This window comes from Pseudomonas brassicacearum subsp. neoaurantiaca (genome assembly GCF_013608025.1).
In the GTDB taxonomy this organism is placed as follows: Bacteria; Pseudomonadota; Gammaproteobacteria; order Pseudomonadales; family Pseudomonadaceae; genus Aquipseudomonas.
This window is the reverse complement of record NZ_VDLV01000020.1, coordinates 222-22578: the sequence shown is the minus strand read 5'-3', so window position 1 is coordinate 22578 and position 22357 is coordinate 222. Positions and strand designations below refer to the sequence as shown.

The window sequence follows — 22357 nt, the reverse complement described above, 5'->3', positions numbered from 1 at the left end:
CTGTGGGAGCGAGCTTGCTCGCGATGACGACAGTCGCCATACGCCGAATAAAAGGTAATACCCCATGCTCCAATTGATCTTGGGCGGCGCCCGCTCCGGCAAGAGTCGCCTGGCCGAAAAACTCGCGACAGAAACACAATTACCGGTGACCTACATCGCCACCAGCCAACCCCTCGACGGCGAGATGAACCAGCGTGTCGCCCAGCACCGCGCCCGCCGTCCGGCCGAATGGGCGCTGGTGGAGGAACCGTTGGCGCTGGCGCGGGTGCTGCAAGAAAACGCCGCAACCGAACGATGCCTGCTGGTGGACTGCCTGACCCTGTGGCTGACCAACTTGCTGATGCTCGACGATCCCGAACGGTTGATCGCCGAGCGTGAAGCGCTGCTGGACTGCATCAGCGCACTCCCAGGTGAAGTCATTTTCGTCAGCAACGAAACCGGCATGGGCGTCGTGCCGCTGGGCGAGCTGACCCGTCGTTACGTCGATGAAGCCGGTTGGCTGCATCAAGCCCTGGCCGAACGTTGTCAGCGCGTCGTGCTGACCGTCGCCGGCTTGCCCCTGACCCTTAAAGGAATTGCGTTATGAATCATCGCTGGTGGCTGGACCCATGCAAGCCCGTTGATACGCTGGCGCTGGAGCAGGCTGCGGCCCGTCAGCAACAGCTGACCAAACCGGCCGGCTCCCTCGGCCGCCTGGAATCGGTGGCGGTGCAACTCGCGGGCCTGCAAGGGCAGCTCAAGCCGAGCCTGGATCGGCTCTGGATCGCCATTTTTGCCGGTGATCATGGCGTCGTGGCCGAAGGGGTCTCGGCGTATCCCCAGGAAGTCACCGGGCAAATGCTGCTCAACTTCGTCAGCGGCGGCGCGGCCATCAGCGTGCTCGCACGGCAACTGAATGCTTCGCTCGAAGTGGTTGACCTGGGCACCGTGACGCCTTCGCTGGACTTGCCCGGCGTGCGCCATTTGAACCTTGGCCCTGGCACCGCGAACTTCGTCCAGGGGCCGGCGATGACCCTGGATCAGGGCGAACAGGCCCTGCAAGCCGGGCGCGACAGTGTGATGCGTGCCGTGGCGGGCGGGACGCAATTGTTCATTGGCGGCGAGATGGGCATCGGTAATACCACGGCCGCCAGCGCGCTGGCCTGTGCCTTGCTCGATTGTCCGGTGGCGCATCTGGTCGGGCCAGGGACGGGGTTGGATGCGGCGGGGGTCAGCCGCAAGGCCATCGTCATCGAGCGCGCCCTGGCGCTGCACAGTGCCCAAGGCAACGACCCGTTGCAGACGTTGTTCAACCTCGGTGGCTTTGAAATCGCCGCGTTGACTGGGGCTTATCTGGCCTGTGCCCAGCAAGGCGTCGCCGTGCTGGTGGATGGCTTCATTTGCAGCGTTGCGGCGCTGGTGGCGGTGCGACTCAATCCTGAATGCCGTCCATGGCTGCTGTTCGGTCATCGCGGCGCCGAGCCAGGCCACAAGCACGTGTTGGAAACCCTCGGTGCGGAACCGCTGCTGGACCTGGGCTTGCGCCTGGGCGAGGGCAGTGGCGCGGCGTTGGCGGTGCCGCTGCTACGCCTGGCCTGTGACGTCCATGGGCAGATGGCGACGTTTGCCGAAGCGGCCGTGGCGGATCGTCCGGCATGACCTTGCGCCTGGACCTGCTGCGTCACGGCGAAACCGAACTGGGCGGCGGGTTGCGCGGCAGCCTCGACGACGCCTTGACAGCCAGGGGCTGGGAGCAGATGCACGCGGCGGTGGCGCAAGGCGGGCCATGGGATCGCCTGGTGTGCTCGCCGTTGCAACGCTGCGCGCGTTTCGCCGAACAACTTGGCGCACGGCTGGGTGTTCCGGTGCATCAGGACAAAGACTTGCAAGAGTTGCATTTCGGCGCCTGGGAAGGTCGCAGCGCGGCGGCGTTGATGGAGACCGACGCCGATGGCCTTGGTCGCTTCTGGGCCGATCCTTATGCCTTTACCCCGCCCGACGGTGAGCCGGTGCTGGCGTTTTCGGCGCGGGTCCTGGCAGCGGTCGAGCGCTTGCACATGGCGCATGCCGGGCAGCGCGTCCTGCTGGTCAGTCATGGCGGTGTGATGCGCTTGCTGCTGGCCAGGGCTCGCGGCTTGCCTCGCGAGCAGTTGTTGAATGTCGAAGTCGGCCATGGAGCGCTGTTTTCCCTGAGCGTGTCGTCCGGTCCCGTGCTCGAAGAGGCGGTTTGAGCATGTTGCCGTTTTGGATCGCCCTGCAATTTCTCAGCAGCTTGCCGGTTCGCCTGCCTGGTATGCCCGAGCCTGAACAATTGGGTCGTTCGTTGTTGTTCTATCCCTTGGTGGGGCTGTTGTTCGGTGGTCTGCTGTGCTTGCTCGATGCGCTCTTGTCGGGCGCGCCCGTGTTGCTGCATGCCGCATTGCTGCTGGCGGCATGGGTGCTGCTCAGCGGCGGGTTGCACCTGGATGGCCTAGCCGACAGCGCTGATGCCTGGCTCGGCGGCTTCGGCGATCGCGAGCGCACGCTGCTGATCATGAAGGATCCGCGCAGCGGGCCGATCGCTGTGATCACGCTGGTGCTGGTGTTGCTGCTCAAATGGACCGCGCTGGTGGCGCTGATCGAGCAAGGGCATGCGCTGGCCTTGCTCATCGTGCCGATGTTGGGGCGTGGCGCCTTGCTGGGTTTGTTCCTCACCACGCCGTATGTGCGTGCCGGCGGCCTGGGCCAGGCGCTGGCCGATCACCTGCCGCGCCGCTCGGGTTGGCAGGTGCTGGCGGCCGGCGCGCTGGGTTGCGTGCTGGTGATGGGCTGGGCAGGGTTGTGGGCGTTGGCGGTCGCCGCGTTGGTCTTCATCGGCTTGCGGCAAACAATGCTGCGCAGGCTGCAGGGATGCACCGGCGACACCGCCGGCGCCTTGCTGGAGCTGTTGGAAATGGTCGTTCTGGTGGCGCTGGGTTTTAGCTGAATGTGCACGTTGCCGACGGGCCAGCGCTGATTTAAATTTGCATTCATTTAGTCGCGGGTATATACACGCATCATGCTTCCTTCCCAATGTCTGTGCATCAACCTGCGTCGCGCCGCCCGTGGCGTCAGCAGGTATTACGACGGCGCTCTCGACGGCTTCGGGATCAACGTTGCCCAGTATTCTTTGCTCAATAACCTGGCGCGCCTGGACCAGCCGAGCATTTCCTCCCTGGCCGAGGCCATGGGCCTGGACCGCAGCACCCTCGGGCGCAACCTGCGAGTGCTGGAAGGCGAGGGGTTGGTGAAGCTGGCTGAGGGCGACGATCTGCGCAACCGTATCGTCGTGCTCACCGAGGCAGGAAATGCCCGGTTGGCGGCGGCGTTGCCGGCCTGGGAAGCGGCACAACAGAAATTGATCGACAAGCTCGGCGCTGAAAAACGCGCGACCTTGCTGGCCTTGCTGGATGAACTGGCGTGATGCCGGTTCGTCCGATGATAAGTGGGTATATACCCGCGACCGGAGAATAAGAATGACATCGATGTGGCGTACCTGTGGTTGGGTCCTGGTGGGCAGTGCGCTGATTCTGGCGTTATCCCTGGGCGTGCGGCATGGCTTCGGGCTGTTCCTGGCGCCGATGAGCGCCGAATTCGGCTGGGGGCGCGAGGTGTTTGCCTTCGCCATTGCCTTGCAGAACCTGATCTGGGGCCTGGCGCAGCCTTTTACTGGCGCACTGGCCGACCGCTTCGGTGCGGCGAAAGTGGTGTTGATCGGTGGCGTTCTCTACGCACTTGGCCTGGTCTTCATGGGCATGGCCGACTCGCCCTGGTCGCTGTCGTTGAGCGCCGGGCTGTTGATCGGCATTGGCCTGTCCGGCACTTCGTTCTCGGTGATTCTTGGCGTGGTCGGGCGGGCCGTCCCTGCGGAAAAGCGCAGCATGGGCATGGGCATCGCCAGTGCGGCCGGCTCTTTCGGCCAATTCGCCATGCTGCCCGGCACGCTGGGCCTGATCGGCTGGCTCGGCTGGTCCGCCGCGTTGCTGGCACTGGGATTGCTGGTGGCATTGATCGTGCCGTTGGTCAGTATGCTCAAGGATGCGCCGGCGCCACTGAGCGGCAACGAACAGACCTTGTCCGAGGCGCTGCGCGAGGCGTGCAGTCATTCTGGTTTCTGGTTGCTGGCGGTCGGCTTTTTTGTCTGCGGTTTCCAGGTGGTGTTCATTGGCGTGCACCTGCCGGCCTATCTGGTGGACCAACACCTGCCGGCCAGCGTTGGCACCACCGTGTTGGCGCTGGTCGGGCTGTTCAATATCTTCGGCACCTACACCGCCGGCTGGTTGGGCGGGCGCATGTCCAAGCCGCGCCTGCTCACTGGTCTGTATCTGGTGCGTGCGGTGGTGATCGGCTTGTTCCTGTGGCTGCCCGTAACGACCACCACGGCCTATCTGTTCGGCATGGCGATGGGTTTGCTGTGGTTGTCGACGGTGCCGCTGACCAACGGAACGGTCGCCACGTTGTTCGGTGTACGAAATCTCTCGATGCTGGGTGGGATTGTGTTTCTGTTCCACCAGTTGGGTTCGTTCCTGGGCGGCTGGCTGGGCGGGGTGGTATACGACCGGACCGGCAGTTATGACTTGATCTGGCAAGTCTCGATTCTGCTCAGCCTGCTGGCGGCGGCATTGAACTGGCCGGTGCATGAGCGCCCGGTGGCACGCCTGCAAGCCCAGGTCGGTGCGGCATGAGTCGCGTTGGCCCAAGGTTGATTGTGGCCGGCGCCGCTCTGTTGCTGGCGTTCGCCTGGTGGGGCTGGCACCAGGGCGGATTGGCCTTGATGCAGCTTGGCATGGGCAACTGCTGACGTGTGGACGGCGCTGGGCATGGCGGGGTAACGTCTTGGTCTGACAGGCTTACAAGGAAAATCCGACATGCTGATGCGCTGGCTTGCTGTTCCCGCCCTGTTGCTCGCTGTGGCCGGGCAAGTGTGGGCGGCTGATTGCCCGCCGTTGCTGGAAGGCAAATTACCCAAATTGCGGGCCAAGGAAACCATCGATCTTTGCCAGCGCTTCGCCGGCAAGCCGTTGGTGGTGGTCAACACCGCCAGCTTCTGTGGGTTCGCGCCACAGTTCAAAGGGCTTGAAGCCCTGAACCAGCGTTACAAAGGCGAAGGGCTGGAAGTGCTGGGCGTACCGTCCAATGATTTCAAGCAGGAATCCAAGGATGGGGCGGAGACCGCCAAGGTCTGCTACGTCAATTATGGCGTGACGTTCACTATGACCGAGCCGCAACCGGTGCGAGGCGCGGACGCCATACCGTTGTTCAAGCACTTGGCTGAACAATCCAGCGCGCCGAAATGGAATTTCTATAAATACGTGGTCGACCGTCAGGGCAAGGTGGTCGGCAGTTTTTCCAGCCGGATCAAGCCAGATGATCCTGATTTCATCAAGGCGGTAGAGGCGGCCATCGCTTCCAAGCCCTGACCACCAGTCGCGAAAAAGCCCCGCCTCTTTGCAGAGAACGGGGCTTTTTTCGCTTCAACGGGGGAGGTGTTCAACCTCGCCGTGAATCATCAGAAGCGGTAGGTCGCACCGACACCGAAGCCGTTGGCGCTGTTTTCGTATTCAGCGCTGTAGGCCTGACCCAAGGCATTGGTCCTGTTGACGTTGACTTTTTCTTCCTTGAGGTAGGAATAAGCCACGTCGATGGTCAGGTCTTCGGTTGGGCTCCAGCCGGCACCGAGGCTGAAGATGGTCCGGTCACCGGTAGGGATACGTGGCGAGCGGTCGGTGTTGTTGGTCGGCGACTGGTCGAAGGACAGGCCGGTGCGCAGTACCCACTGCTTGTTCAGCTGGTAGGAGGTACCGATGGCGTAGGCCCAGGTGTCGTGCCAGTTCTGTTCTTCGGTGATGGTGCCGAAGAGGGTTGGGTTCAATGCGCCGCCGCCCGTGACGTCATTGTTCACGGTGATGTCTTTCAGGCGGCTCCAGCGAGTCCAGGTGCTGCCGGCGTAGACGGTCCAGGCATCGTTGATTTCCTGGGTGACGGAAAAGTCCACCGACTCAGGCGTGGTGATGTCCAGCGAGGCGTCGTAGCGCCCATCTACCAGAAGGCCTGGGAAAACGGGAGTGCCACCCGGGTTCACTTCAGTATGGCCTTCCAGCTTGTATTTGACTTTGGAGTGATACGTCAGGCCAACACGGGTGGTATCGGTCGCCTGTACCAAGAGACCGATGTTGTAGCCGTAGCCGATATCATCGCCTTTGATCTTTACATTGCCGTTGGTAGACAGGCCCGGTACATCCAGTGCCGACTCCAACGAACCCGAAATCCGGTTGATGGTCGGGCCGAAACCGATCGATACCTTGTCATTGAAGGCATAGCTGACGGTTGGCTGGAAGGTCACGACCTTCACTACGCTCTTGCTGCCGAAGTTGCGGCCCTGGAAGCTGTTTTCATAGTCGGTGATCAGGCCGAACGGCGCGTAGACGCCCAGGCCGAATGCCCACTGATCATCGATTGGCTTGACGTAGTAGCCCATCGGAACACCGGTGAGCGGAACCATGTCGCCATCGTTGGTGCCGGAGCGGCTGCCGCTGGCATCGTTGATATCGGTGGAGGCGTCGATGGCAGCGAAACCGCCGGTGACTTGTTGACGCTTGAGGCGCGACATGCCGGCAGGGTTGCCGAACACGGTGCTTGCATCATCGGCAGAAGAAGAACGACCCGCGAAGCCAGTGCCCATGCCACTGATGCTTTGTTCGTTCAAGGCAAAGCCACTGGCAAAGAGTTGGGTGGATGCCAAGGTTACGGCAAGGCCAAGGGTGGTTTTGAGCATCATTTTTTTCATTGTTAGAACTCCAGGTGATCACCGAGGCGAAAATTACCAACATTTTCGTGCAAGCGCTATAGCTTGTATCGCTTGTTTTAGAGGGGTTTTGTAGGACAATCCGACCAAATTCATGACATTTGTAGGAAGTTTCCATTTTTCCATTCAGCAGGCGACCTGATTCACAGGTGAAACACAATTTTGCCAGGCGCAGGTAAAGTCCCTTAGGCGGCCTGGAGGGTGGAAAACCTGGCGCCAGATCCGGGCCATGCCCAGAAGATCGTCGGCGTTGGGGAGCGGGGTGGCGTGTTCTTCCACCAATAACCAGGCGATGGCCGTGGCGTAGCGCAGGTTGACGGTTAGTTCCAGATGAGGGCCGCTGAGGAAAGCGTGCTGGCTCGCCAGGCCGCGCACCAGGCTGGCCCGTTCCGGGTCAAGGGCGAGGTAGTCGTCCCAAAGGGCTCGATGGCGAGGTTCGGTGATGCGGTACAAGCCATGTCCGCGACGATCATGCAAGGCGGCGCCCAAGCCCGACTGGCTGGCGGCGATCCCCAATAGCAAGGCTTCCGCCGTGGTGCTGTGGCTCCCCAGGTAAAGGAGCGTCGGGCGGATCACATATCGACACAGTTCGCTGGCAGCGATACCCATAAAACCCTCGGATCGGGAAAATGGGCGAAGCCTGAAGTATGGGCTTGGCAGCGGGTGGATCGGTTCAGGCTCCGCCGAAGCGGATCATGCCGCTCGAGTTGAAGTGTAGTGTCATATCTGCGCTGTAAAGGCCTGTTTTTAAACCATGTTCGCCGAACGGTTATGACCGTTATAGCCATACGTACTTAAGCCGTTGCGCTTTATCGAGAAACGCCGGGCAATAAAAAGCCCCGCTTTCAGGGCGGGGCCTTTGGGTTTCAGCGCTTCGGCGTCTCAGGCAACCAGTGCCTGACGGGTACGCTCGATCACGGCCTGCAGCGGTTCTGCGCTGGAGTACTGGTCGGGATACAAGCGTTCGCTGTGACGAGCGATACCGTGTTCGTTGACCAACGTGAAGCTGAAGCAGCCTTTGCGAGCGGCCATGATCAGGCAGTTCATTGGAGCAAAAGCGTTGGTTAGGGTGCGAATGGCATCCTGTGTATGGATTTGATTAGACATGTTATGGGTGTTCCTGCAAATGACACGGTTAAGAACCGTGCAGCGTTAAAACGTTCCAGTAACGTCGACCACCATTGGTCGAACGAAGAACCCGACTGGAACAAAGCAGCCAGTTTGAGCGCTATAAAAAGGCGCGCTTGGGCTGGCAGGTAGGTACTTAGGAGGGCAGGCAACACGGCAAGGGCAAAGGTTCTGGGCCCAGGGTGAAGATCCTGATCAATTTTGCAGGTTGGTTCGGTCAGAGTAATGAGCCTGGCGTCGCGCTTCGCATTCGTACGAAAACGTGTCGCTGCAAGGGTTACCTGGAAACCATCGAGGAGGCCGGTCTCTTTTTTCGGTGAGGCTTCCCTTGGGGGATGGCTGACCGCAGAGATGTTTCCGACCCGGAATTGACTTTCAGCTTGGTACTAACGCCGCGGATACTAACGGATCGAATCGGTGAAGGGAAGGGCGTTGATCAAAAAAGAGTCAGTCCCGCCGACGACCGGCGGATGGCGGTTTGCCTTCATTGATCAGATTTGTCCACAGGATGCAAGCCCTGATGAGCCAAAAAAACGCGGCGATATAACCGTTCGGATGTTACTTGTACACACCGGTGCGCCGAGTTGTCACCTAACTGTCACGTTGAAACATTCGGGGGTAGGTGCCTGTATCCAAAATTTAAGTCAATGAAAAACATCGCTTTTTTTTACTGGTGAAAAAATCGTCAGTTTGAGCGCAGGCCCCGTTCCACAGGGCTTGCGGCGGGTTCAAGGTGGGTTGTCCACTGAGTTATCCACAGCTTCTGTGGATTGTCCCGCGCGCTTGCTCTAGGACGGGCGTGCTGGATTTTTTCGACTTTACCCGTACGAAAAAAGGAGTAGAGTGGCGCGCCTTCCGATCTGTCCCGTAGTGCGTTATGAAGTTTCGCTCCGTATCAAATCCTGTTACCTCCGTACCCTCCGGTGTTACCCAACCCAAACGCATATCGATGCGCGTCGCCGAGTGGCTGCTGGACAGTCCGCGCCTGGGCGAACGCCCTAGCGTCAAGCACTTGGCCGGCCGCCTGCTCAAGCAACCGGCCCGGGAAGGCGTGGTGGCCGCGCAAAGTCGCCTCGGCCAGTTGATGTGCCGCGAATGTGGCAATGCACGCGATCGCCGCATTGGCCAGGATTTGCTGCGCCAAGCCGCGCGGGCAGGCGATTACCGTGCCCGCCAGGCATTGGGCGAAATTGAAGACTGAGCTGGGCAACGCTTGGCGGCTTGGTTAACCTTCGGCCTTTATTTCTTGTGCGGGAATTGTCATGGCGATGGATTTGACCAGCCTGCTGCTCGGCCTGGCAGGCGCAGCGGTGCCGCTGCTGGCATTGGCCTGGCACCTGCAACGCCAAGCCAGTACGGCACAGACCGAACTGGCGCTGCTGGAGGAACGCCTGGCCACCGTCCACATGGCCCACGACGGCTTGAACGCCCAGCTCGATGCCTGCCGCGACGAAATCAGTGATCTGAGCCAGGCCAACGCCGCCAAGCAGGCCGAGCTCGCCGCCGCGTGTCGCGAGGTCGAGTTGCTGCAGATCGAACGCGACAACGCCAGGGACGCGGCGCATGCCTGGAACCTGGAGCGTGCCAATAAAGAAGCGGAACTGCGCCGCCTCGATGCCCAGGCGGCCTCGTTGCATGCCGAATTGCGCGAGCAGCAGGAAAGCCATCAGCAACGCCTGGACGACCTGCAAGGCTCGCGAGACGCATTGCGCGCCCAGTTCGCCGAGTTGGCAGGGAAAATCTTCGATGAGCGCGAACAGCGCTTCGCCGAAACCAGCCAGCAGCGCCTCGGGCAATTGCTCGATCCACTGAAGGAGCGCATCCAGTCCTTCGAAAAACGCGTCGAAGAAAGCTATCAGGCCGAGGCGCGGGAGCGATTCTCCCTGGGCAAGGAGCTGGAGCGGCTGCAACAACTGAACCTGCGCCTGAGCGATGAAGCCACCAACCTCACCCGCGCCCTGAAGGGCCAGAAAACCCAGGGCAACTGGGGCGAATTGATTTTGGAGCGTGTCCTGGAACATGCCGGCCTGGAGAAGGGCCGCGAATACCAGACCCAAGTCAGCCTCAAGGGCCCGGATGGTGAACGTTTCCAGCCAGACGTGTTGATCTACCTGCCCGGCGACAAGCAAGTCGTTGTCGATTCAAAAGTCAGCCTGACGGCTTACCAGCAATACGTGGCAGCGGAGGACAATGCCATCGGCCAACTCGCCCTCAAACAACACGTGGTGTCGTTGCGAGCCCACGTCAAAGGCTTGGCCGGCAAGGACTACAAGCGCCTGGACGGTTTGCACAGCCTGGATTTCGTGTTGCTGTTCGTGCCGATCGAAGCGGCGTTTTCCGCTGCCCTGCAGGCCGAGCCGAATCTGTTCCAGGAAGCCTTCGATCGCAATATCGTGATCGTCAGCCCGACTACGCTGTTGGCGACCTTGCGGGTGATCGACAGCCTGTGGAAACAGGAACGCCAGAGCCAGAACGCCCGGGAAATTGCCGAGCGGGCGGGGTGGCTGTATGACAAGTTCGTCCTGTTTATCCAAGACTTGGACGAAATCGGCAGCCGCTTGCAGCAGTTGGACAAAGCCTACGCCGCGGCGCGCAACAAGTTGACGGAAGGCCGCGGCAATCTGGTCAGCCGCAGCGAACAACTGAAGCTGCTGGGCGCCCGGGCGAGCAAGAGCCTGCCGGCGGAGCTGCTCGAGCGCGCGATGGCGGATGTGGATGGGTTGCCTGAAGAGACTGGCCCCTCACAAGGTTGATGCGAGCGCCTAGGTTGCCCCCTGTGGCGAGGGGATTTATCCCCGCTGGGTTGCGCAGCAACCCCAAGATCAGGCACTGCGGTTCAGCAGATGAACCACAGTGGCCGATTTGCGACTGCTGCGCAGCCGAGCGGGGCGGTGCGACGTTTCGCTAAATCCCCTCGCCACAGGTTTGATTGACCGCTGGATTGCGTTCCGCGCTACAACGGCAAATGCCGGCTCAACAACGCCCTCAACGCCGCCGGCTTAACCGGCTTGGCCAAGTAATCCAATCCCGCCGCATGCACCTGGGCCACGGTCTCGGGCCGGCCGTCGGCGCTGATTACGACCCCGGGCACTGGTTCGCCCATCCGCGTGCGCAACCAGGCCATCAGCTCAGTGCCCGTCTCGCCGTCGTCCAGATGAAAATCCACCAGCGCCAGTTGCGGGCGGCCACCCTGGGTAAGCCAGCGCTCGCATTCTTCGCGGTTACGCGCGGTCCACACCCGGCAACCCCAGCGGGTCAGCAGGCTGTCCATGCCGATCAGGATGCTGTCCTCGTTATCCACGCAGAGCACCTGCGCGCCGCTGGGCAAGTGACCGTTGGGTTCGACCACGGCAGTGGGCGCCACGGCTTGCGTGCTGGCCAGCGGCACGCTGACACTGAACACACTGCCGCGCCCCGGCCAGGAGCGTACGCGCAACGTGTGGCCGAGCACGCGGCACAACCCATCGGCGATCGCCAGGCCCAGGCCGAGGCCTTTTTCGGCCCGGGTCTGATGGCTGTCGAGGCGTTTGAACTCTTCGAAAATCACCTGCTGTTTGTCTTCGGCGATGCCCGGCCCACGGTCCCAGACCTCCAGGCACAGCTCACCGTCGCGGCGGCGCACGCCCAGTAGCACCGGTCCCTTGGCGTAGCGGAAGGCGTTGGTGAGGAAGTTCTGCAGAATGCGCCGCAGCAGCTTGATGTCGCTGTCGACACGCAGCCGCGAACCGCGAACCCGGAACTTCAGGCCTTGCTCCTGGGCCAGTACCGTGAATTCGGCGCCCAGGGTGTCGAACAAATCGTTGAGGGCGAACGGCTTGCGGTCGGGGTTGATCTTGCCGTTTTCCAGCCGGGAAATGTCCAGCAGGTCAGTGATCAGGTCCTCGGCCGAGCGCAATGAGCTGTCCAGATGCTGGACCAACTGCCGGGCCTCGCTCGGCAAGCCGTCGTGCTGGTGGGATAGCGCGGCGGAGAACAGTCGCGCGGCGTTGAGCGGTTGCATCAGGTCATGGCTGACGGCGGCGAGGAAACGAGTCTTGGATTGGTAGGCGGATTCAGCCGTGCTCTTGGCTTCGGTCAGGGCCAGGTTCAGTTGCGACAGTTCGCGGGTGCGTTCGGCCACCCGTTGCTCCAGCCCTTCGTTGGCTTCGGTCAAGGCCTGGGCAGCTTCGCGGAACGCGGTGATGTCGGTGAAACTCATGACAAATCCGCCGCCGGGCATCGGGTTGCCAATCAGCTCGATCACCCGGCCGTTGGGAAACAGCCGTTCCGAGGTGTGCGCGCGGCCCTGGCGCATCCAGTGCAGGCGCCGGGCGACGTGGACTTCCGCCTCGCCTGGGCCACAGAGGCCGCGCTCGGCGTTGTAGCGGATGATGTCGGCAATCGGCCGACCGACGCTGATCAAGCCGTCGGGGTAGTTGAACAATTCCAGGTACCGACGGTTCCACGCCACCAGCCGCAGGGACTGATCAACCACGCTGATGCCTTGGGTGATGTTTTCAATGGCCCCTTGCAGCAGTGCTCGGTTGAATTGCAGCACCTCGGACGCTTCGTCGGCGATCCGCACGACGTCTTCCAGTTGCATCTCTCGGCCTTCAATCGCCGCCTTCACCACCGCGCGCGTCGAAGAGGCCCCCAGGACGCCGGCCAACAGGCGCTCGGTGTGGGCGATCCATTCGCTGTCGGCGTTCTGGCTCGGGTTGAAGCCTTTGCCTTGGCGATAGGCAAAGCGAATGAAGCTCTGGCGCGCACGTTCTTCACCGACGAATCGAGCGGCCAACTGCAACAGGTCATCGATCTGCACCGCCAGCATGGAACGTGGATTGGGTCGGGCGCTGATCTCCTGGCCAATGAAACGCCCGGCCTGCCAATGCTCCGATACGCGCGTGCGCGACAGGACCGAGACCCAGGCGAACAAAATAAAATTGCCGGCCAAGGACAGGACAACGCCTTGGGTCAACGGGGTAATCGGCAGGTTCAGCGGGTTGCCATGCAGCCAGGCCAGGCCGGGAAAACTGCCCAGCGACCAGCCCAGGCTATGGGCGGCGATCGGCAGCACCAGCGTGTAGAACCAGAGGAATATCCCCATGGCGAGGCCGGCAAACACACCGCGCCGGTTTGCCTGTTTCCAGTACAGCGCGCCGAGCATGGCGGGGGCCAGTTGCGTTACGGCGGCGAAGGCGATCTGGCCAATGGTCGCCAGGCTTGCCGTCGAACCCAGCAATCGATAGCTGACATAGGCCAGCAACAGGATCACGACAATGCTCACCCGGCGCACCGACAGCATCCATTGGCGGAACACTTCGAAGGGGCGCTCGGCGTTGTTGCGGCGCAACAACCAGGGCAACAACATGTCATTGGAGACCATGGTCGACAGCGCGACACTCGCGACGATCACCATGCCGGTGGCGGCCGAGGCGCCGCCGATAAAGGCCAGCACCGCCAGCGCCGGGTGGGCCTGGGCCAGTGGCAGGCTGATGACGAACGAATCCGGCAATACCGAGCTTGGCAGCATCATCTGCCCGGCGAGGGCAATCGGCACCACGAACAGCGCGGCCAGGGCCAGGTAGGCGGGGAACACCCATTTGGCCAGGCGCAGGTCCTGGGGCTCGATGTTCTCGACCACGGTGACGTGGAATTGTCGCGGCAGGCAGATGATCGCCATCATCGCCACCCCGGTCTGCACCACCATGGATGGCCAGTTAATGGTTTCTTTCCAGTACTGCTCCAGTCGCGGGGCCAGCATCGCCTGGTTGAACAGGTCATCGAAGCCGTCATAAAGGCCGAACGTGACGAACGCGCCGACCGCCAGGAAGGCGAACAGCTTGACCAGGGATTCAAAGGCAATCGCCAGTACCATGCCGCGGTGGTGCTCGGTGGCGTCGAGGTTGCGGGTGCCGAAGACAATTGTGAACAGCGCCAGGATCAACGAGACAATCAACGCCGTGTCCTGCGCGCGGGTGCCCATGGCGTCGGCACCGGCGCCGATCAACAGGTTCACCCCGAGCACGATGCCCTTGAGCTGCAAGGCAATGTAGGGCAGCACGCCGACCAGGCAGATCAGCGCCACCACCACCGCCAGGGATTGGGATTTGCCATAGCGGGCGGCGATGAAGTCGGCGATGGAGGTGATGTTCTCCTGCTTGCTGATCATCACCATCTTCTGCAGGACCCACGGCGCCAGCACCATCAGCAGGATCGGCCCGAGGTAGATCGGCAGGAATGCCCAGAGTTGTTCGGCGGCCTGGCCCACTGCGCCAAAGAACGTCCAACTGGTGCAATACACCGCCAGCGACAGGCTATAGACCCACGCCCGTACGCGCGGCGGCAGCGGCGTGCTGCGTCGGTCGCCGTAGAAGGCGATGGCGAACATGATGGCCATATAGGCCAGGGCGACAACGGCGATCAGCCCGCTGGACAGCGACATGGAAACTCCCAGACAAATACGCCCGGGCTTGGACCCGGCAAGACAGTCTCGCATGCCCGCTCGGGTTCGTCAGTGTCGACCAAGGTCGAGGCGTGGCGGGGTGTCGCGAGCGCTGGGTTATGGGGTGTTTGAAAGGGCCTCTTCGCGAGCAGGCTCGCTCCCACATTTTGGGCTGCGGTGCGCACAAGCCATGCGCCAAGCATACATCCAGTGAGGGAGCGAGCCTGCTCGCGAAAGCGGTTTACCGATCCAGCGCCATATCCACCAACCGATACAACTCTTCAACTTCCAACGGCGCCGTGGCGAAGAGAATGCGAAACACCGTCGGCGCGACGATCACGTTCACCAGTCGCTCTATCCCCGGATTCGGCTCATCGGGATAACGGTCCAGGATGATCTGCAACTGGCCGCTGATAATGCCCACGCAATACCCCGGCGTGGCGCAGGCCTGGATGTCGCGCATCATGTTGCGGCCGGGCTCGGAGGTCATTTCGTCCAGGTATTGCTCGGCCCAGGCGCGCAAATCGCCGCGCAGGCTGCCGGTATTGGCCGGTTCGCCGTCAGGGCGCATGCGCTCGATGGCGACGTCGGCCAGCAGCGCCGGCAAATCGCCCCAACGCCGATAAATGGTGGACGGCGTGACCCCCGCGCGCGCAGCGATCTGCGGCACGGTCAGGGTGGCGCGATCCTGCTCCTGGAGCAGGGCGCGCACCGCCGAATGAATCGACTCTTGGACCCGGGCGCTTCTGCCACCGGGGCGTAAACCTTCTTTGATAGCCATGTGTCGGACCTTAACACAAAGAATTTGCTTTAAGCACACACCGGTAGCACACTCGGCAAAAGCAAAAAATTAGCTTTTATGAATGTCCTTGTGGAGCGTGCCCATGTCTCGTCCAGCTTCGACCCGCGTCAGCCTGATATTTCTGGCGATCACCCTGCTCGGTTTCCTGGCGGCGTCCAGCGCGCCGACGCCGTTGTACCACCTCTACCAGGAGCACATGCAATTCTCCCCGGCGATCCTGACACTGATCTTCGGCGTGTACGCGTTCAGTCTGTTGACGGCCTTGCTGGTCGTCGGCTCGTTGTCTGACTACCTCGGCCGCAGGCCGGTGATCTTCGCCGCGTTGCTGCTCAACATGCTGGCGATGCTGCTGTTTATCAATGCCGAGAGTGTCGCCTGGTTGATCGGCGCGCGGTTGATCCAAGGCTTCGCCACCGGCATGGCCACCAGTGTGCTGGGCGCCGCGCTGCTGGACTTCGATCGCCAGCAAGGCCCGCTGATCACCAGCGTGGCGCCTTTGCTGGGCATGGCGTGTGGCGCGATGGGGTGTGGCCTGCTGGCGGAGTTCGCGCCGATGCCGTTGCAACTGACCTATTGGATTCTGCTGGGCTTGTTCGCGCTCCAAGCCATTTACCTCTGGCGCCTGGCGGAAAGCGTCAGCCCACAACCCGGGGCGTGGCGATCGCTGCGTCCGACCCTCCATGTGCCAGTCCAGGCGCGGCGCGCGTTGTGGCTGATATTGCCCTTGGACCTGGCGGCCTGGGCGGTCGGTGGATTCTATCTGTCCCTGGCGCCGTCTCTGGTTCGGGCCGCGACCGGCTCGACGTCGAACCTGATCGGCGGTGCGCTGGTCGCCGTGTTGACGCTCACGGGGGCGTTGTCGATCTACATGCTGCGTAACCGCGCGGCGGACATGATGCTGCGGCTTGGCGCCAGCCTGCTGGTGCTTGGCCTGGCCTTGGTGCTTATCGCCGTGCACACGGCGAGCCTGCCGTTGTTCTTCGTTGGCACGCTGATTACCGGCAGCGGTTTCGGTTCGGGATTCCTCGGTGCACTGCGCAGCATCATGCCGCTGGCCTTGCCTCACGAACGGGCGGGGTTGATGTCGGCGTTTTATGTGCTCAGTTACTTGGCGTTCAGCTTGCCATCGTTGCTGGCTGGGAACCTGACCCGCCTCTACGGATTGATTCCGACCACCAATGGCTTCGGTGCAGTGCTGATCTTGATGGCGGTCGGCGCGCTGGCAGGCTTGCTGCGCCAACCCGCGAAACCGTTGGCTGATGGGCTTCGCTCCTAAGTCATATCTGCAAAACAGATTAGATATAGAGAAATTACCCGTTATATAGATATTCTTTTCGGCTCTAGCATGGCGTCACCTTATCCGAGGAGAGAAGTGACCATGACGTGCCGTGCTGAAACAAATCGCCTGCGCCCCTTGAGCCATCTGCCGAGGCCGTTGGAAGCCGTTCGGCAATTCACTCCGAACTGGTTCGCCGCCACCATGGGCACGGGCGTGCTGGCGCTGGCCCTGGCGCAGCTGCCAGGCGCAACCCCGGGCTTGCACCGGGTGGCTGAAGGGTTGTGGTTGTTCAACATTTTGCTGTTCATAGTGTTCGCCGGGCTTTACACCGCTCGCTGGGTGCTCTTCTTTGATGAGGCCCGGCGGATCTTCGGACACTCAACCGTGTCGATGTTTTTCGGTACGATTCCGATGGGGCTGGCAACCATCATCAACGGTTTCCTGCTGTTCGGCGTACCGCGCTGGGGGGAGGGCGTTCTGTCGCTGGTCGAGGTCTTGTGGTGGATCGACGTGGCGATGTCGCTGGCCTGTGGCGTGTTGATTCCGTACCTGATGTTTACCCGCCAGGAGCACCGCATCGACCAGATGACGGCCGTATGGCTGTTGCCTGTGGTGGCTGCTGAAGTGGCCGCCGCCAGCGGTGGGTTGCTGGCGCCGCACCTTGCGGATGCGCATTCGCAATTGGTGATGTTGGTCACCAGCTACGTACTCTGGGCATTTTCCCTACCGGTGGCGTTCAGCATTCTGACGATCCTGCTGTTGCGCATGGCCCTGCATAAACTGCCCCACGAAAACATGGCTGCTTCGAGCTGGCTGGCCCTTGGTCCGATCGGTACCGGCGCCCTGGGCATGTTGCTGCTGGGCGGTGATGCGCCAGTGATTTTCGCCGCCAATGGCTTGCCGGGCATCGGCGAGGTTGCTTCAGGACTGGGATTGATCGCCGGCATCACCCTGTGGGGTTTCGGTCTGTGGTGGATGTTGATGGCGCTATTGATCACCACGCGCTATTTGCGTGAAGGTATCCCGTTCAACCTTGGCTGGTGGGGCTTCACCTTTCCCTTGGGCGTGTATGCGCTGACGACCTTGAAGCTTGCGAGCCTGCTGGGCCTGGTTTTTTTCAGTGTGTTCGGCTGTGGGCTGGTGGGGCTGCTGGTAGTGATGTGGCTGATCGTTGGCTGGCGCACGCTGGTCGGCGCCTGGCATGGCCAGTTGTTTGTGTCTCCATGCATTGCAGGGCTGGCGAAATAATCGGCAAAGACAGGTAATGTGTGGCCTGGATCGAAAAAGCGTCACTCCAATAAGCGTCCACGCCACTCAGGAACATGGAAGATGAGTCACCCTTCGCAGTTCAATTTGCTTCGCACGCGGCGCTTCCTGCCGTTCTTCATTACGCAGTCCCTTGGCGCGTTCAACGACAACATTTTCAAGCAGTCGCTGATTCTCGCCATCCTCTACAAACTGACCATCGAGGGTGACCGCTCGATCTGGGTCAACCTCTGCGCGCTCTTGTTCATCTTGCCGTTCTTCCTGTTCTCCGCATTGGCGGGCCAGTTTGGAGAAAAATTCGCCAAGGATGCGTTGATTCGCCTGATCAAGCTGGGCGAGATCGCGATCATGGCGGTCGGCGCGTTGGGGTTCCTCTTCGATCATCTGTGGCTGATGCTGGTGGCGCTGTTCGCCATGGGCACCCACTCGGCGCTGTTCGGGCCGGTGAAGTATTCGATTCTGCCGCAGGCCCTGCGCGAGGATGAATTGGTCGGCGGTAATGGCCTGGTGGAGATGGGAACGTTCCTGGCGATCCTCGCCGGCACCATCGGCGCAGGGATCATGATGTCGTCGGCGCACTACGCGCCAGTCGTGTCAGCGGCGATTGTCGGCATTGCCGTCGCGGGTTACCTGGCCAGTCGCGGCATCCCACGGGCGGCGGCCGCTTCGCCGCAGATGCGCTTGAACTGGAATATTTTCAGCCAGTCCTGGGCAACGCTGAAACTGGGCCTGGGGCAGACGCCGGCGGTGTCCCGCTCCATCGTTGGCAACTCCTGGTTCTGGTTTGTCGGGGCGATCTACCTGACGCAGATTCCCGCCTATGCCAAGGAGTGGATGCACGGCGACGAAACGGTCGTGACGCTGATCCTTACCGTGTTCTCGGTGGGGATCGCCTTGGGGTCGATGCTCTGCGAAAAGCTGTCGGGGCGCAAAGTCGAGATCGGCCTGGTGCCGTTCGGTTCGTTCGGGCTGACCGTGTTCGGCCTGCTGCTGTGGTGGCATTCCGGTGGAATCCCCGACAGCGTCGACGGCCACGGCTGGCTGCAGATCCTCGGGTTCGGCCACGCCTGGCTGGTGCTGATCGATATTCTTGGCCTGGGCATCTTCGGTGGTTTCTACATCGTGCCGCTGTATGCACTGATCCAGTCGCGTACCGTGGAAAACGAGCGGGCGCGGGTCATCGCCGCCAACAACATTCTCAACGCCCTGTTCATGGTGGTCTCGGCGATCGTTTCCATCGTCCTGCTGAGCCTGGCCAAGCTGTCGATTCCGCAGCTGTTCCTGGTGGTGTCCCTGCTTAACATTGGCGTCAACGCCTACATCTTCAAGATCGTTCCAGAGTTCAGCATGCGTTTCATGATCTGGCTGCTCAGCCACTCCATGTACCGCGTGGAGCATCGCAACCTGGACGCGATTCCTGACGAAGGCGCCGCGCTGCTGGTGTGCAATCACGTGTCGTTTGTCGATGCCTTGTTGATTGGTGGTGCGGTGCGTCGGCCGATTCGCTTTGTCATGTACTACAAAATCTACAACCTGCCGGTGCTGAACTTTATCTTCCGCACTGCGGGGACGATTCCGATTGCCGGGCGCCAGGAAGATATCCATATCTACGAAAAAGCCTTCAGCCGCATCGCCCAGTATTTGAAGGACGGTGAGCTGGTGTGCATTTTCCCTGAAGGAAAACTGACCGCCGACGGTGAGATCAATGAATTCAAGAGTGGCTTGACGCGCATCCTCCAGGAAACACCGGTGCCGGTGATCCCGCTGGCGTTGCAAGGGTTGTGGGGGAGCTTCTTCAGTCGCGATCCAAGCAAGGGGATGTTCCGCCGGTTCTGGTCGCGGGTGACGCTGGTGGCGGGGACGGCGGTGGCGGTCGAGGCGGCTGAGCCTGCGAAGTTGCAAGCGCTGGTGGGGGAGCTGCGCGGGGCTGTCAGATAATAGGCGAGAGTGCTGGCCTCTTCGCGAGCAGGCTCGCTCCCACAGACTGCACGCGGTCGATGTGGGAGCGAGCCTGCTCGCGAAGACGGTAGTGGCTTAAGCGCTGACCTTGAGCCCGATCAGCCCGGCAACGATCAGCGCGACGCTGGCCAACCGGATCAGCGCCATCGACTCGCCAAACAGAATGATCCCGGCGATCACCGTGCCCACGGCACCGACCCCGGTCCAGATTGCGTAGGCCGTGCCCAGCGGCAACTCCTTCATTGCAAGGCCGAGCAGGCCGAGGCTGATCGCCATGGCGGCAATGGTCAGTGCAGTGGGGAGCGGGCGGCTGAAGCCGTCGGTGTATTTCAGGCCAACAGCCCAGCCGACTTCGAACAGGCCGGCAAAAAACAGAATGATCCAGGACATCACGCACCTCATCGATGGATGGGGTCGTCCCCGGACAAGAAGCTCCAATGGAGCAGCGGGGTCGTCCCCGCATTGGGCAAAAGCATGCCCAATGCTGACCGTTTGATCAAGTCGCTCGTTCAGTCCGCCGCCTGCCGGGCCAATTGCTCACGGTCCTGTTTTTCGCTCATGCGGCGGAACCAGGTCGAGAGCAATGCCCCGGAAATATTGTGCCAGACGCTGAACAAGGCGCTGGGCACTGCCGCCAGGGGCGAAAAATGTGCGCTGGCCAATGCCGCGCCCAGGCCGGAGTTCTGCATGCCGACTTCCAGGGACAAGGTCTTGCGCTGAGCCAAGGGCAATCCGAACAGTCGACCGGTGAAGTATCCCAGCAGGTAACCGAAGCTGTTGTGCAGGACGACGATGGCCATGATCAACAGGCCGGATTCGGCGATCTTCGCCTGGCTTGCCGCCACCACCGCGGCAACGATAATCACGATACTGACCACCGAGACCAGAGGCAGCACTTCCACAGCGTGACGAACTCGCGCGCCCAATAGCCGCTGGGCAATGATGCCCAGTGCAATAGGCAACAGCACGATTTGCAGGATCGACCAGAACAACGCGGAGAACGACACCGGCAGCCAGGCCGAAGCCAGCAGCCAGATCAGTGCCGGGGTCAGCAAAGGAGCGAGCAGGGTGGTGATGGCGGAAATTGCCACGGCCAAGGCCAGGTCTCCGCGTGCGAGCCAGGTCATGACATTGGATGACGTACCACTCGGGCAGCAGCCCACCAGAATCACCCCGACGGCGATTTCCGGCGGCAGGCTGAACACTTGGCAAAGCAACCACGCCGTGCCCGGCATGATCACGAACTGAGCAATCACGCCCAGGGCCACGCGTCCCGGACGACGCGCCACTTCGGCGAAGTCTTCCAGCTTGAGTGCCAGGCCCATGCCGAACATCACCAGCCCCAGCAGGGGCACGATGGCGACCTTCAGGTCGACGAACCACTGCGGTTGCATGAATGCCAGCACCGCAAAGAACAACACCCAATAAGCGAACGTATTGCCGACAAAGCGGCTCAATGCAGCCAGTGCACGCATGGCCTGATCCTTATTATTAAGAACACCGAATACTAATGTGGGAGCGAGCTTGCTCGCGATAGCAGAATGTCAGTCAACATCCCGGTGGCTGTCATACCGCTATCGCGAGCAAGCTCGCTCCCACAAGGGCAATCCTTTACCTTTTAGATCCCCTGCGGAATCTCTTCCCCGCCCAGTGCTTCAACCAGCGCTGGCAGGAATTCGCCAAACGTCAGCATCATCAGGGTGAAACTGGCGTCCAACTGGCCGAGGGCTTCGTCGCCGCCATCCTGCTCCGCCTGGTCTTGCAGCAGATCTTCGAATTTCAGGCGCTTGACCACCATCTTGTCGTCGAGCACGAACGACAACTTGTCCTGCCACGCCAACGACAGCTGGGTCACCACCTTGCCGGTGTTCAGGTGCAGCTGGATTTCGTCGCTGGTCAGGTCCTGACGCTTGCAACGCACGATGCCACCGTCTTCATGGGTATCGCGCAGTTCACATTCGTCCAGCACGTAGAAATCGTCGGCGGCTTTCTGCGTCTTGACCCAGTCCGTCATGATCGCGGTCGGGGCGGTCTTCACGGTGAGCGGACGCACAGGCAGCGTGCCGATGACTTCGCGCAGCGTGGAGAGCAAGTCTTCGGCGCGTTTCGGGCTGGCGGAGTTGACCAGGATCAGGCCTTGTTTCGGCGCGATGGCGGCGAACGTGGACGAGCGACGGATAAACGCGCGAGGCAGGAAGGCCTGGATGATTTCATCCTTGATCTGGTCCCGTTCCTTTTTATAGACCTTGCGCATTTGCTCGGCTTCGATTTCCTCGACCTTTTCCTTGACTGCGTCACGCACAACGCTGCCGGGCAGGATGCGTTCTTCCTTGCGTGCGGCGATCAACAGGAAATCCTGGCTGACGTGCACCAAGGGTGCGTCTTCGCCTTTGCCAAATGGCGCGACGAAACCGTACGTGGTCAACTCCTGGCTTGCACAGGGGCGCGCCAGTTTGCTCGCCAGTGCAGTTTCCAACGCCTCGGCATCAACAGGCAGATCTTGGGTCAGGCGATAGATAAGCAGGTTCTTGAACCACATGGGGTGAGTCTCTCCTTTATACAAAGGGGGGCATTATTCTCTTCGCGGCGCCATAGGCCAACCCTTCGCTAAGCCTTTGGAAGGCCTGAAAAAATTAATTTAAAAAGTGCTTGCCAGCTTAGGGGCTGCTCCGTAGAATGCGCGCCACACCGAAAGTG

At 61.3% G+C, this 22357-nt stretch carries 20 protein-coding genes; 12 read left to right on the top strand and 8 right to left on the bottom strand.

Translation table 11 applies throughout. The features are described 5' to 3' along the window. Positions 1-64 precede the first annotated feature (64 nt). The 7 genes from cobU (at position 65) to FHK92_RS13575 (ending at position 5417) form a co-directional block, all read left to right on the top strand. Positions 65-586 carry a bifunctional adenosylcobinamide kinase/adenosylcobinamide-phosphate guanylyltransferase gene (gene cobU / locus FHK92_RS13605; protein ID WP_181288493.1) on the top strand — a complete coding sequence of 174 codons (522 nt, stop codon included), beginning with the start codon at positions 65-67 and terminating at the stop codon, positions 584-586. Next, the gene (gene cobT / locus FHK92_RS13600; RefSeq protein ID WP_181288492.1) at positions 583-1638 is read left to right on the top strand and encodes a nicotinate-nucleotide--dimethylbenzimidazole phosphoribosyltransferase; all 1056 of its coding nucleotides are present in this window, start codon (positions 583-585) and stop codon (positions 1636-1638) included. Before cobU ends, cobT begins: the two co-directional genes overlap by 4 nt. Further along, entirely contained in the window at positions 1635-2210 is a 576-nt protein-coding gene (gene cobC, locus FHK92_RS13595; protein WP_181288491.1) for an alpha-ribazole phosphatase family protein, read from the top strand. The genes cobT and cobC overlap by 4 nt, the downstream gene beginning before the upstream one ends. 2 nt (positions 2211-2212) lie before the next feature. Further along, positions 2213-2944, top strand: a complete 732-nt coding sequence (locus tag FHK92_RS13590) for an adenosylcobinamide-GDP ribazoletransferase (protein WP_181288490.1) — start codon at positions 2213-2215, stop codon at positions 2942-2944. A gap of 72 nt (positions 2945-3016) precedes the next feature. Then, positions 3017-3421 carry a MarR family winged helix-turn-helix transcriptional regulator gene (locus tag FHK92_RS13585; protein WP_030142382.1) on the top strand — a complete coding sequence of 135 codons (405 nt, stop codon included), beginning with the start codon at positions 3017-3019 and terminating at the stop codon, positions 3419-3421. A gap of 52 nt (positions 3422-3473) precedes the next feature. Beyond that, positions 3474-4682, top strand: coding sequence for an MFS transporter (locus FHK92_RS13580; RefSeq protein WP_181288489.1), 1209 nt, complete (start codon positions 3474-3476; stop codon positions 4680-4682). 183 nt (positions 4683-4865) lie between these two features. After that, the gene (locus tag FHK92_RS13575) at positions 4866-5417 is read left to right on the top strand and encodes a glutathione peroxidase (RefSeq protein WP_181288488.1); all 552 of its coding nucleotides are present in this window, start codon (positions 4866-4868) and stop codon (positions 5415-5417) included. A gap of 89 nt (positions 5418-5506) precedes the next feature. Here FHK92_RS13575 and FHK92_RS13570 read toward each other — a convergent pair whose 3' ends face one another. The 3 genes from FHK92_RS13570 to FHK92_RS13560 form a co-directional block, all read right to left on the bottom strand. Continuing rightward, positions 5507-6784, bottom strand: a complete 1278-nt coding sequence (locus FHK92_RS13570; protein WP_181288487.1) for an OmpP1/FadL family transporter — start codon at positions 6782-6784, stop codon at positions 5507-5509. A gap of 144 nt (positions 6785-6928) precedes the next feature. Beyond that, on the bottom strand, positions 6929-7411 hold the full coding sequence (locus FHK92_RS13565) for a hypothetical protein (protein ID WP_181288486.1): 483 nt from the start codon (positions 7409-7411) through the stop codon (positions 6929-6931). A 273-nt stretch (positions 7412-7684) separates the two neighbouring features. Next, entirely contained in the window at positions 7685-7909 is a 225-nt protein-coding gene (locus FHK92_RS13560; protein WP_003179043.1) for a hypothetical protein, read from the bottom strand. Positions 7910-8807: 898 nt separating this feature from the next. Between FHK92_RS13560 and FHK92_RS13555 the strand changes: the two genes are divergently transcribed. Continuing rightward, positions 8808-9131, top strand: coding sequence for a sel1 repeat family protein (locus FHK92_RS13555; protein WP_181288485.1), 324 nt, complete (start codon positions 8808-8810; stop codon positions 9129-9131). Positions 9132-9306: 175 nt separating this feature from the next. Further along, positions 9307-10683, top strand: coding sequence for a DNA recombination protein RmuC (gene rmuC / locus FHK92_RS13550; RefSeq protein WP_181288731.1), 1377 nt, complete (start codon positions 9307-9309; stop codon positions 10681-10683). Between the two features lie 200 nt (positions 10684-10883). Here rmuC and FHK92_RS13545 read toward each other — a convergent pair whose 3' ends face one another. Continuing rightward, on the bottom strand, positions 10884-14354 hold the full coding sequence (locus tag FHK92_RS13545) for a hybrid sensor histidine kinase/response regulator (RefSeq protein ID WP_181288484.1): 3471 nt from the start codon (positions 14352-14354) through the stop codon (positions 10884-10886). Between the two features lie 241 nt (positions 14355-14595). Next, complete coding sequence (locus tag FHK92_RS13540) at positions 14596-15135, bottom strand: TetR/AcrR family transcriptional regulator (protein ID WP_181288483.1); 540 nt, start codon at positions 15133-15135, stop codon at positions 14596-14598. Between the two features lie 103 nt (positions 15136-15238). On the opposite strand from FHK92_RS13540, the gene FHK92_RS13535 reads away from it, so the two are divergent. The 3 genes from FHK92_RS13535 (at position 15239) to FHK92_RS13525 (ending at position 19639) form a co-directional block, all read left to right on the top strand. Continuing rightward, entirely contained in the window at positions 15239-16432 is a 1194-nt protein-coding gene (locus FHK92_RS13535; protein WP_181288482.1) for an MFS transporter, read from the top strand. Positions 16433-16534: 102 nt separating this feature from the next. Then, on the top strand, positions 16535-17683 hold the full coding sequence (locus FHK92_RS13530) for a TDT family transporter (RefSeq protein ID WP_181288481.1): 1149 nt from the start codon (positions 16535-16537) through the stop codon (positions 17681-17683). Positions 17684-17764: 81 nt separating this feature from the next. Then, on the top strand, positions 17765-19639 hold the full coding sequence (locus tag FHK92_RS13525) for an MFS transporter (protein WP_181288480.1): 1875 nt from the start codon (positions 17765-17767) through the stop codon (positions 19637-19639). Positions 19640-19735: 96 nt separating this feature from the next. Here FHK92_RS13525 and sugE read toward each other — a convergent pair whose 3' ends face one another. The 3 genes from sugE to rdgC all read right to left on the bottom strand — a co-directional run bounded on the left by sugE (position 19736) and on the right by rdgC (position 22199). Continuing rightward, the gene (sugE, locus tag FHK92_RS13520) at positions 19736-20050 is read right to left on the bottom strand and encodes a quaternary ammonium compound efflux SMR transporter SugE (RefSeq protein WP_181288479.1); all 315 of its coding nucleotides are present in this window, start codon (positions 20048-20050) and stop codon (positions 19736-19738) included. 119 nt (positions 20051-20169) lie between these two features. Next, on the bottom strand, positions 20170-21135 hold the full coding sequence (locus FHK92_RS13515) for a bile acid:sodium symporter family protein (protein WP_030142369.1): 966 nt from the start codon (positions 21133-21135) through the stop codon (positions 20170-20172). Between the two features lie 143 nt (positions 21136-21278). Further along, positions 21279-22199: a recombination-associated protein RdgC gene (rdgC, locus tag FHK92_RS13510; RefSeq protein WP_030142368.1), complete on the bottom strand. Its 921-nt coding sequence runs from the start codon at positions 22197-22199 to the stop codon at positions 21279-21281. Positions 22200-22357: the final 158 nt, after the last annotated feature.

What these genes read in the sequence shown, in the direction of transcription:
- cobU (WP_181288493.1), top strand. Translation starts at nt 65, where the DNA reads ATGCTCCAATTGATCTTGGGCGGCGCCCGCTCCGGCAAGAGTCGCCTG.
- cobT (WP_181288492.1), top strand. Translation starts at nt 583, where the DNA reads ATGAATCATCGCTGGTGGCTGGACCCATGCAAGCCCGTTGATACGCTG.
- cobC (WP_181288491.1), top strand. Translation starts at nt 1,635, where the DNA reads ATGACCTTGCGCCTGGACCTGCTGCGTCACGGCGAAACCGAACTGGGC.
- FHK92_RS13590 (WP_181288490.1), top strand. Translation starts at nt 2,213, where the DNA reads ATGTTGCCGTTTTGGATCGCCCTGCAATTTCTCAGCAGCTTGCCGGTT.
- FHK92_RS13585 (WP_030142382.1), top strand. Translation starts at nt 3,017, where the DNA reads ATGCTTCCTTCCCAATGTCTGTGCATCAACCTGCGTCGCGCCGCCCGT.
- FHK92_RS13580 (WP_181288489.1), top strand. Translation starts at nt 3,474, where the DNA reads ATGACATCGATGTGGCGTACCTGTGGTTGGGTCCTGGTGGGCAGTGCG.
- FHK92_RS13575 (WP_181288488.1), top strand. Translation starts at nt 4,866, where the DNA reads ATGCTGATGCGCTGGCTTGCTGTTCCCGCCCTGTTGCTCGCTGTGGCC.
- FHK92_RS13570 (WP_181288487.1), bottom strand. Translation starts at nt 6,784, where the DNA reads ATGAAAAAAATGATGCTCAAAACCACCCTTGGCCTTGCCGTAACCTTG.
- FHK92_RS13565 (WP_181288486.1), bottom strand. Translation starts at nt 7,411, where the DNA reads ATGGGTATCGCTGCCAGCGAACTGTGTCGATATGTGATCCGCCCGACG.
- FHK92_RS13560 (WP_003179043.1), bottom strand. Translation starts at nt 7,909, where the DNA reads ATGTCTAATCAAATCCATACACAGGATGCCATTCGCACCCTAACCAAC.
- FHK92_RS13555 (WP_181288485.1), top strand. Translation starts at nt 8,808, where the DNA reads ATGAAGTTTCGCTCCGTATCAAATCCTGTTACCTCCGTACCCTCCGGT.
- FHK92_RS13545 (WP_181288484.1), bottom strand. Translation starts at nt 14,354, where the DNA reads ATGTCGCTGTCCAGCGGGCTGATCGCCGTTGTCGCCCTGGCCTATATG.
- FHK92_RS13540 (WP_181288483.1), bottom strand. Translation starts at nt 15,135, where the DNA reads ATGGCTATCAAAGAAGGTTTACGCCCCGGTGGCAGAAGCGCCCGGGTC.
- FHK92_RS13535 (WP_181288482.1), top strand. Translation starts at nt 15,239, where the DNA reads ATGTCTCGTCCAGCTTCGACCCGCGTCAGCCTGATATTTCTGGCGATC.
- FHK92_RS13530 (WP_181288481.1), top strand. Translation starts at nt 16,535, where the DNA reads ATGACGTGCCGTGCTGAAACAAATCGCCTGCGCCCCTTGAGCCATCTG.
- FHK92_RS13525 (WP_181288480.1), top strand. Translation starts at nt 17,765, where the DNA reads ATGAGTCACCCTTCGCAGTTCAATTTGCTTCGCACGCGGCGCTTCCTG.
- sugE (WP_181288479.1), bottom strand. Translation starts at nt 20,050, where the DNA reads ATGTCCTGGATCATTCTGTTTTTTGCCGGCCTGTTCGAAGTCGGCTGG.
- FHK92_RS13515 (WP_030142369.1), bottom strand. Translation starts at nt 21,135, where the DNA reads ATGCGTGCACTGGCTGCATTGAGCCGCTTTGTCGGCAATACGTTCGCT.
- rdgC (WP_030142368.1), bottom strand. Translation starts at nt 22,199, where the DNA reads ATGTGGTTCAAGAACCTGCTTATCTATCGCCTGACCCAAGATCTGCCT.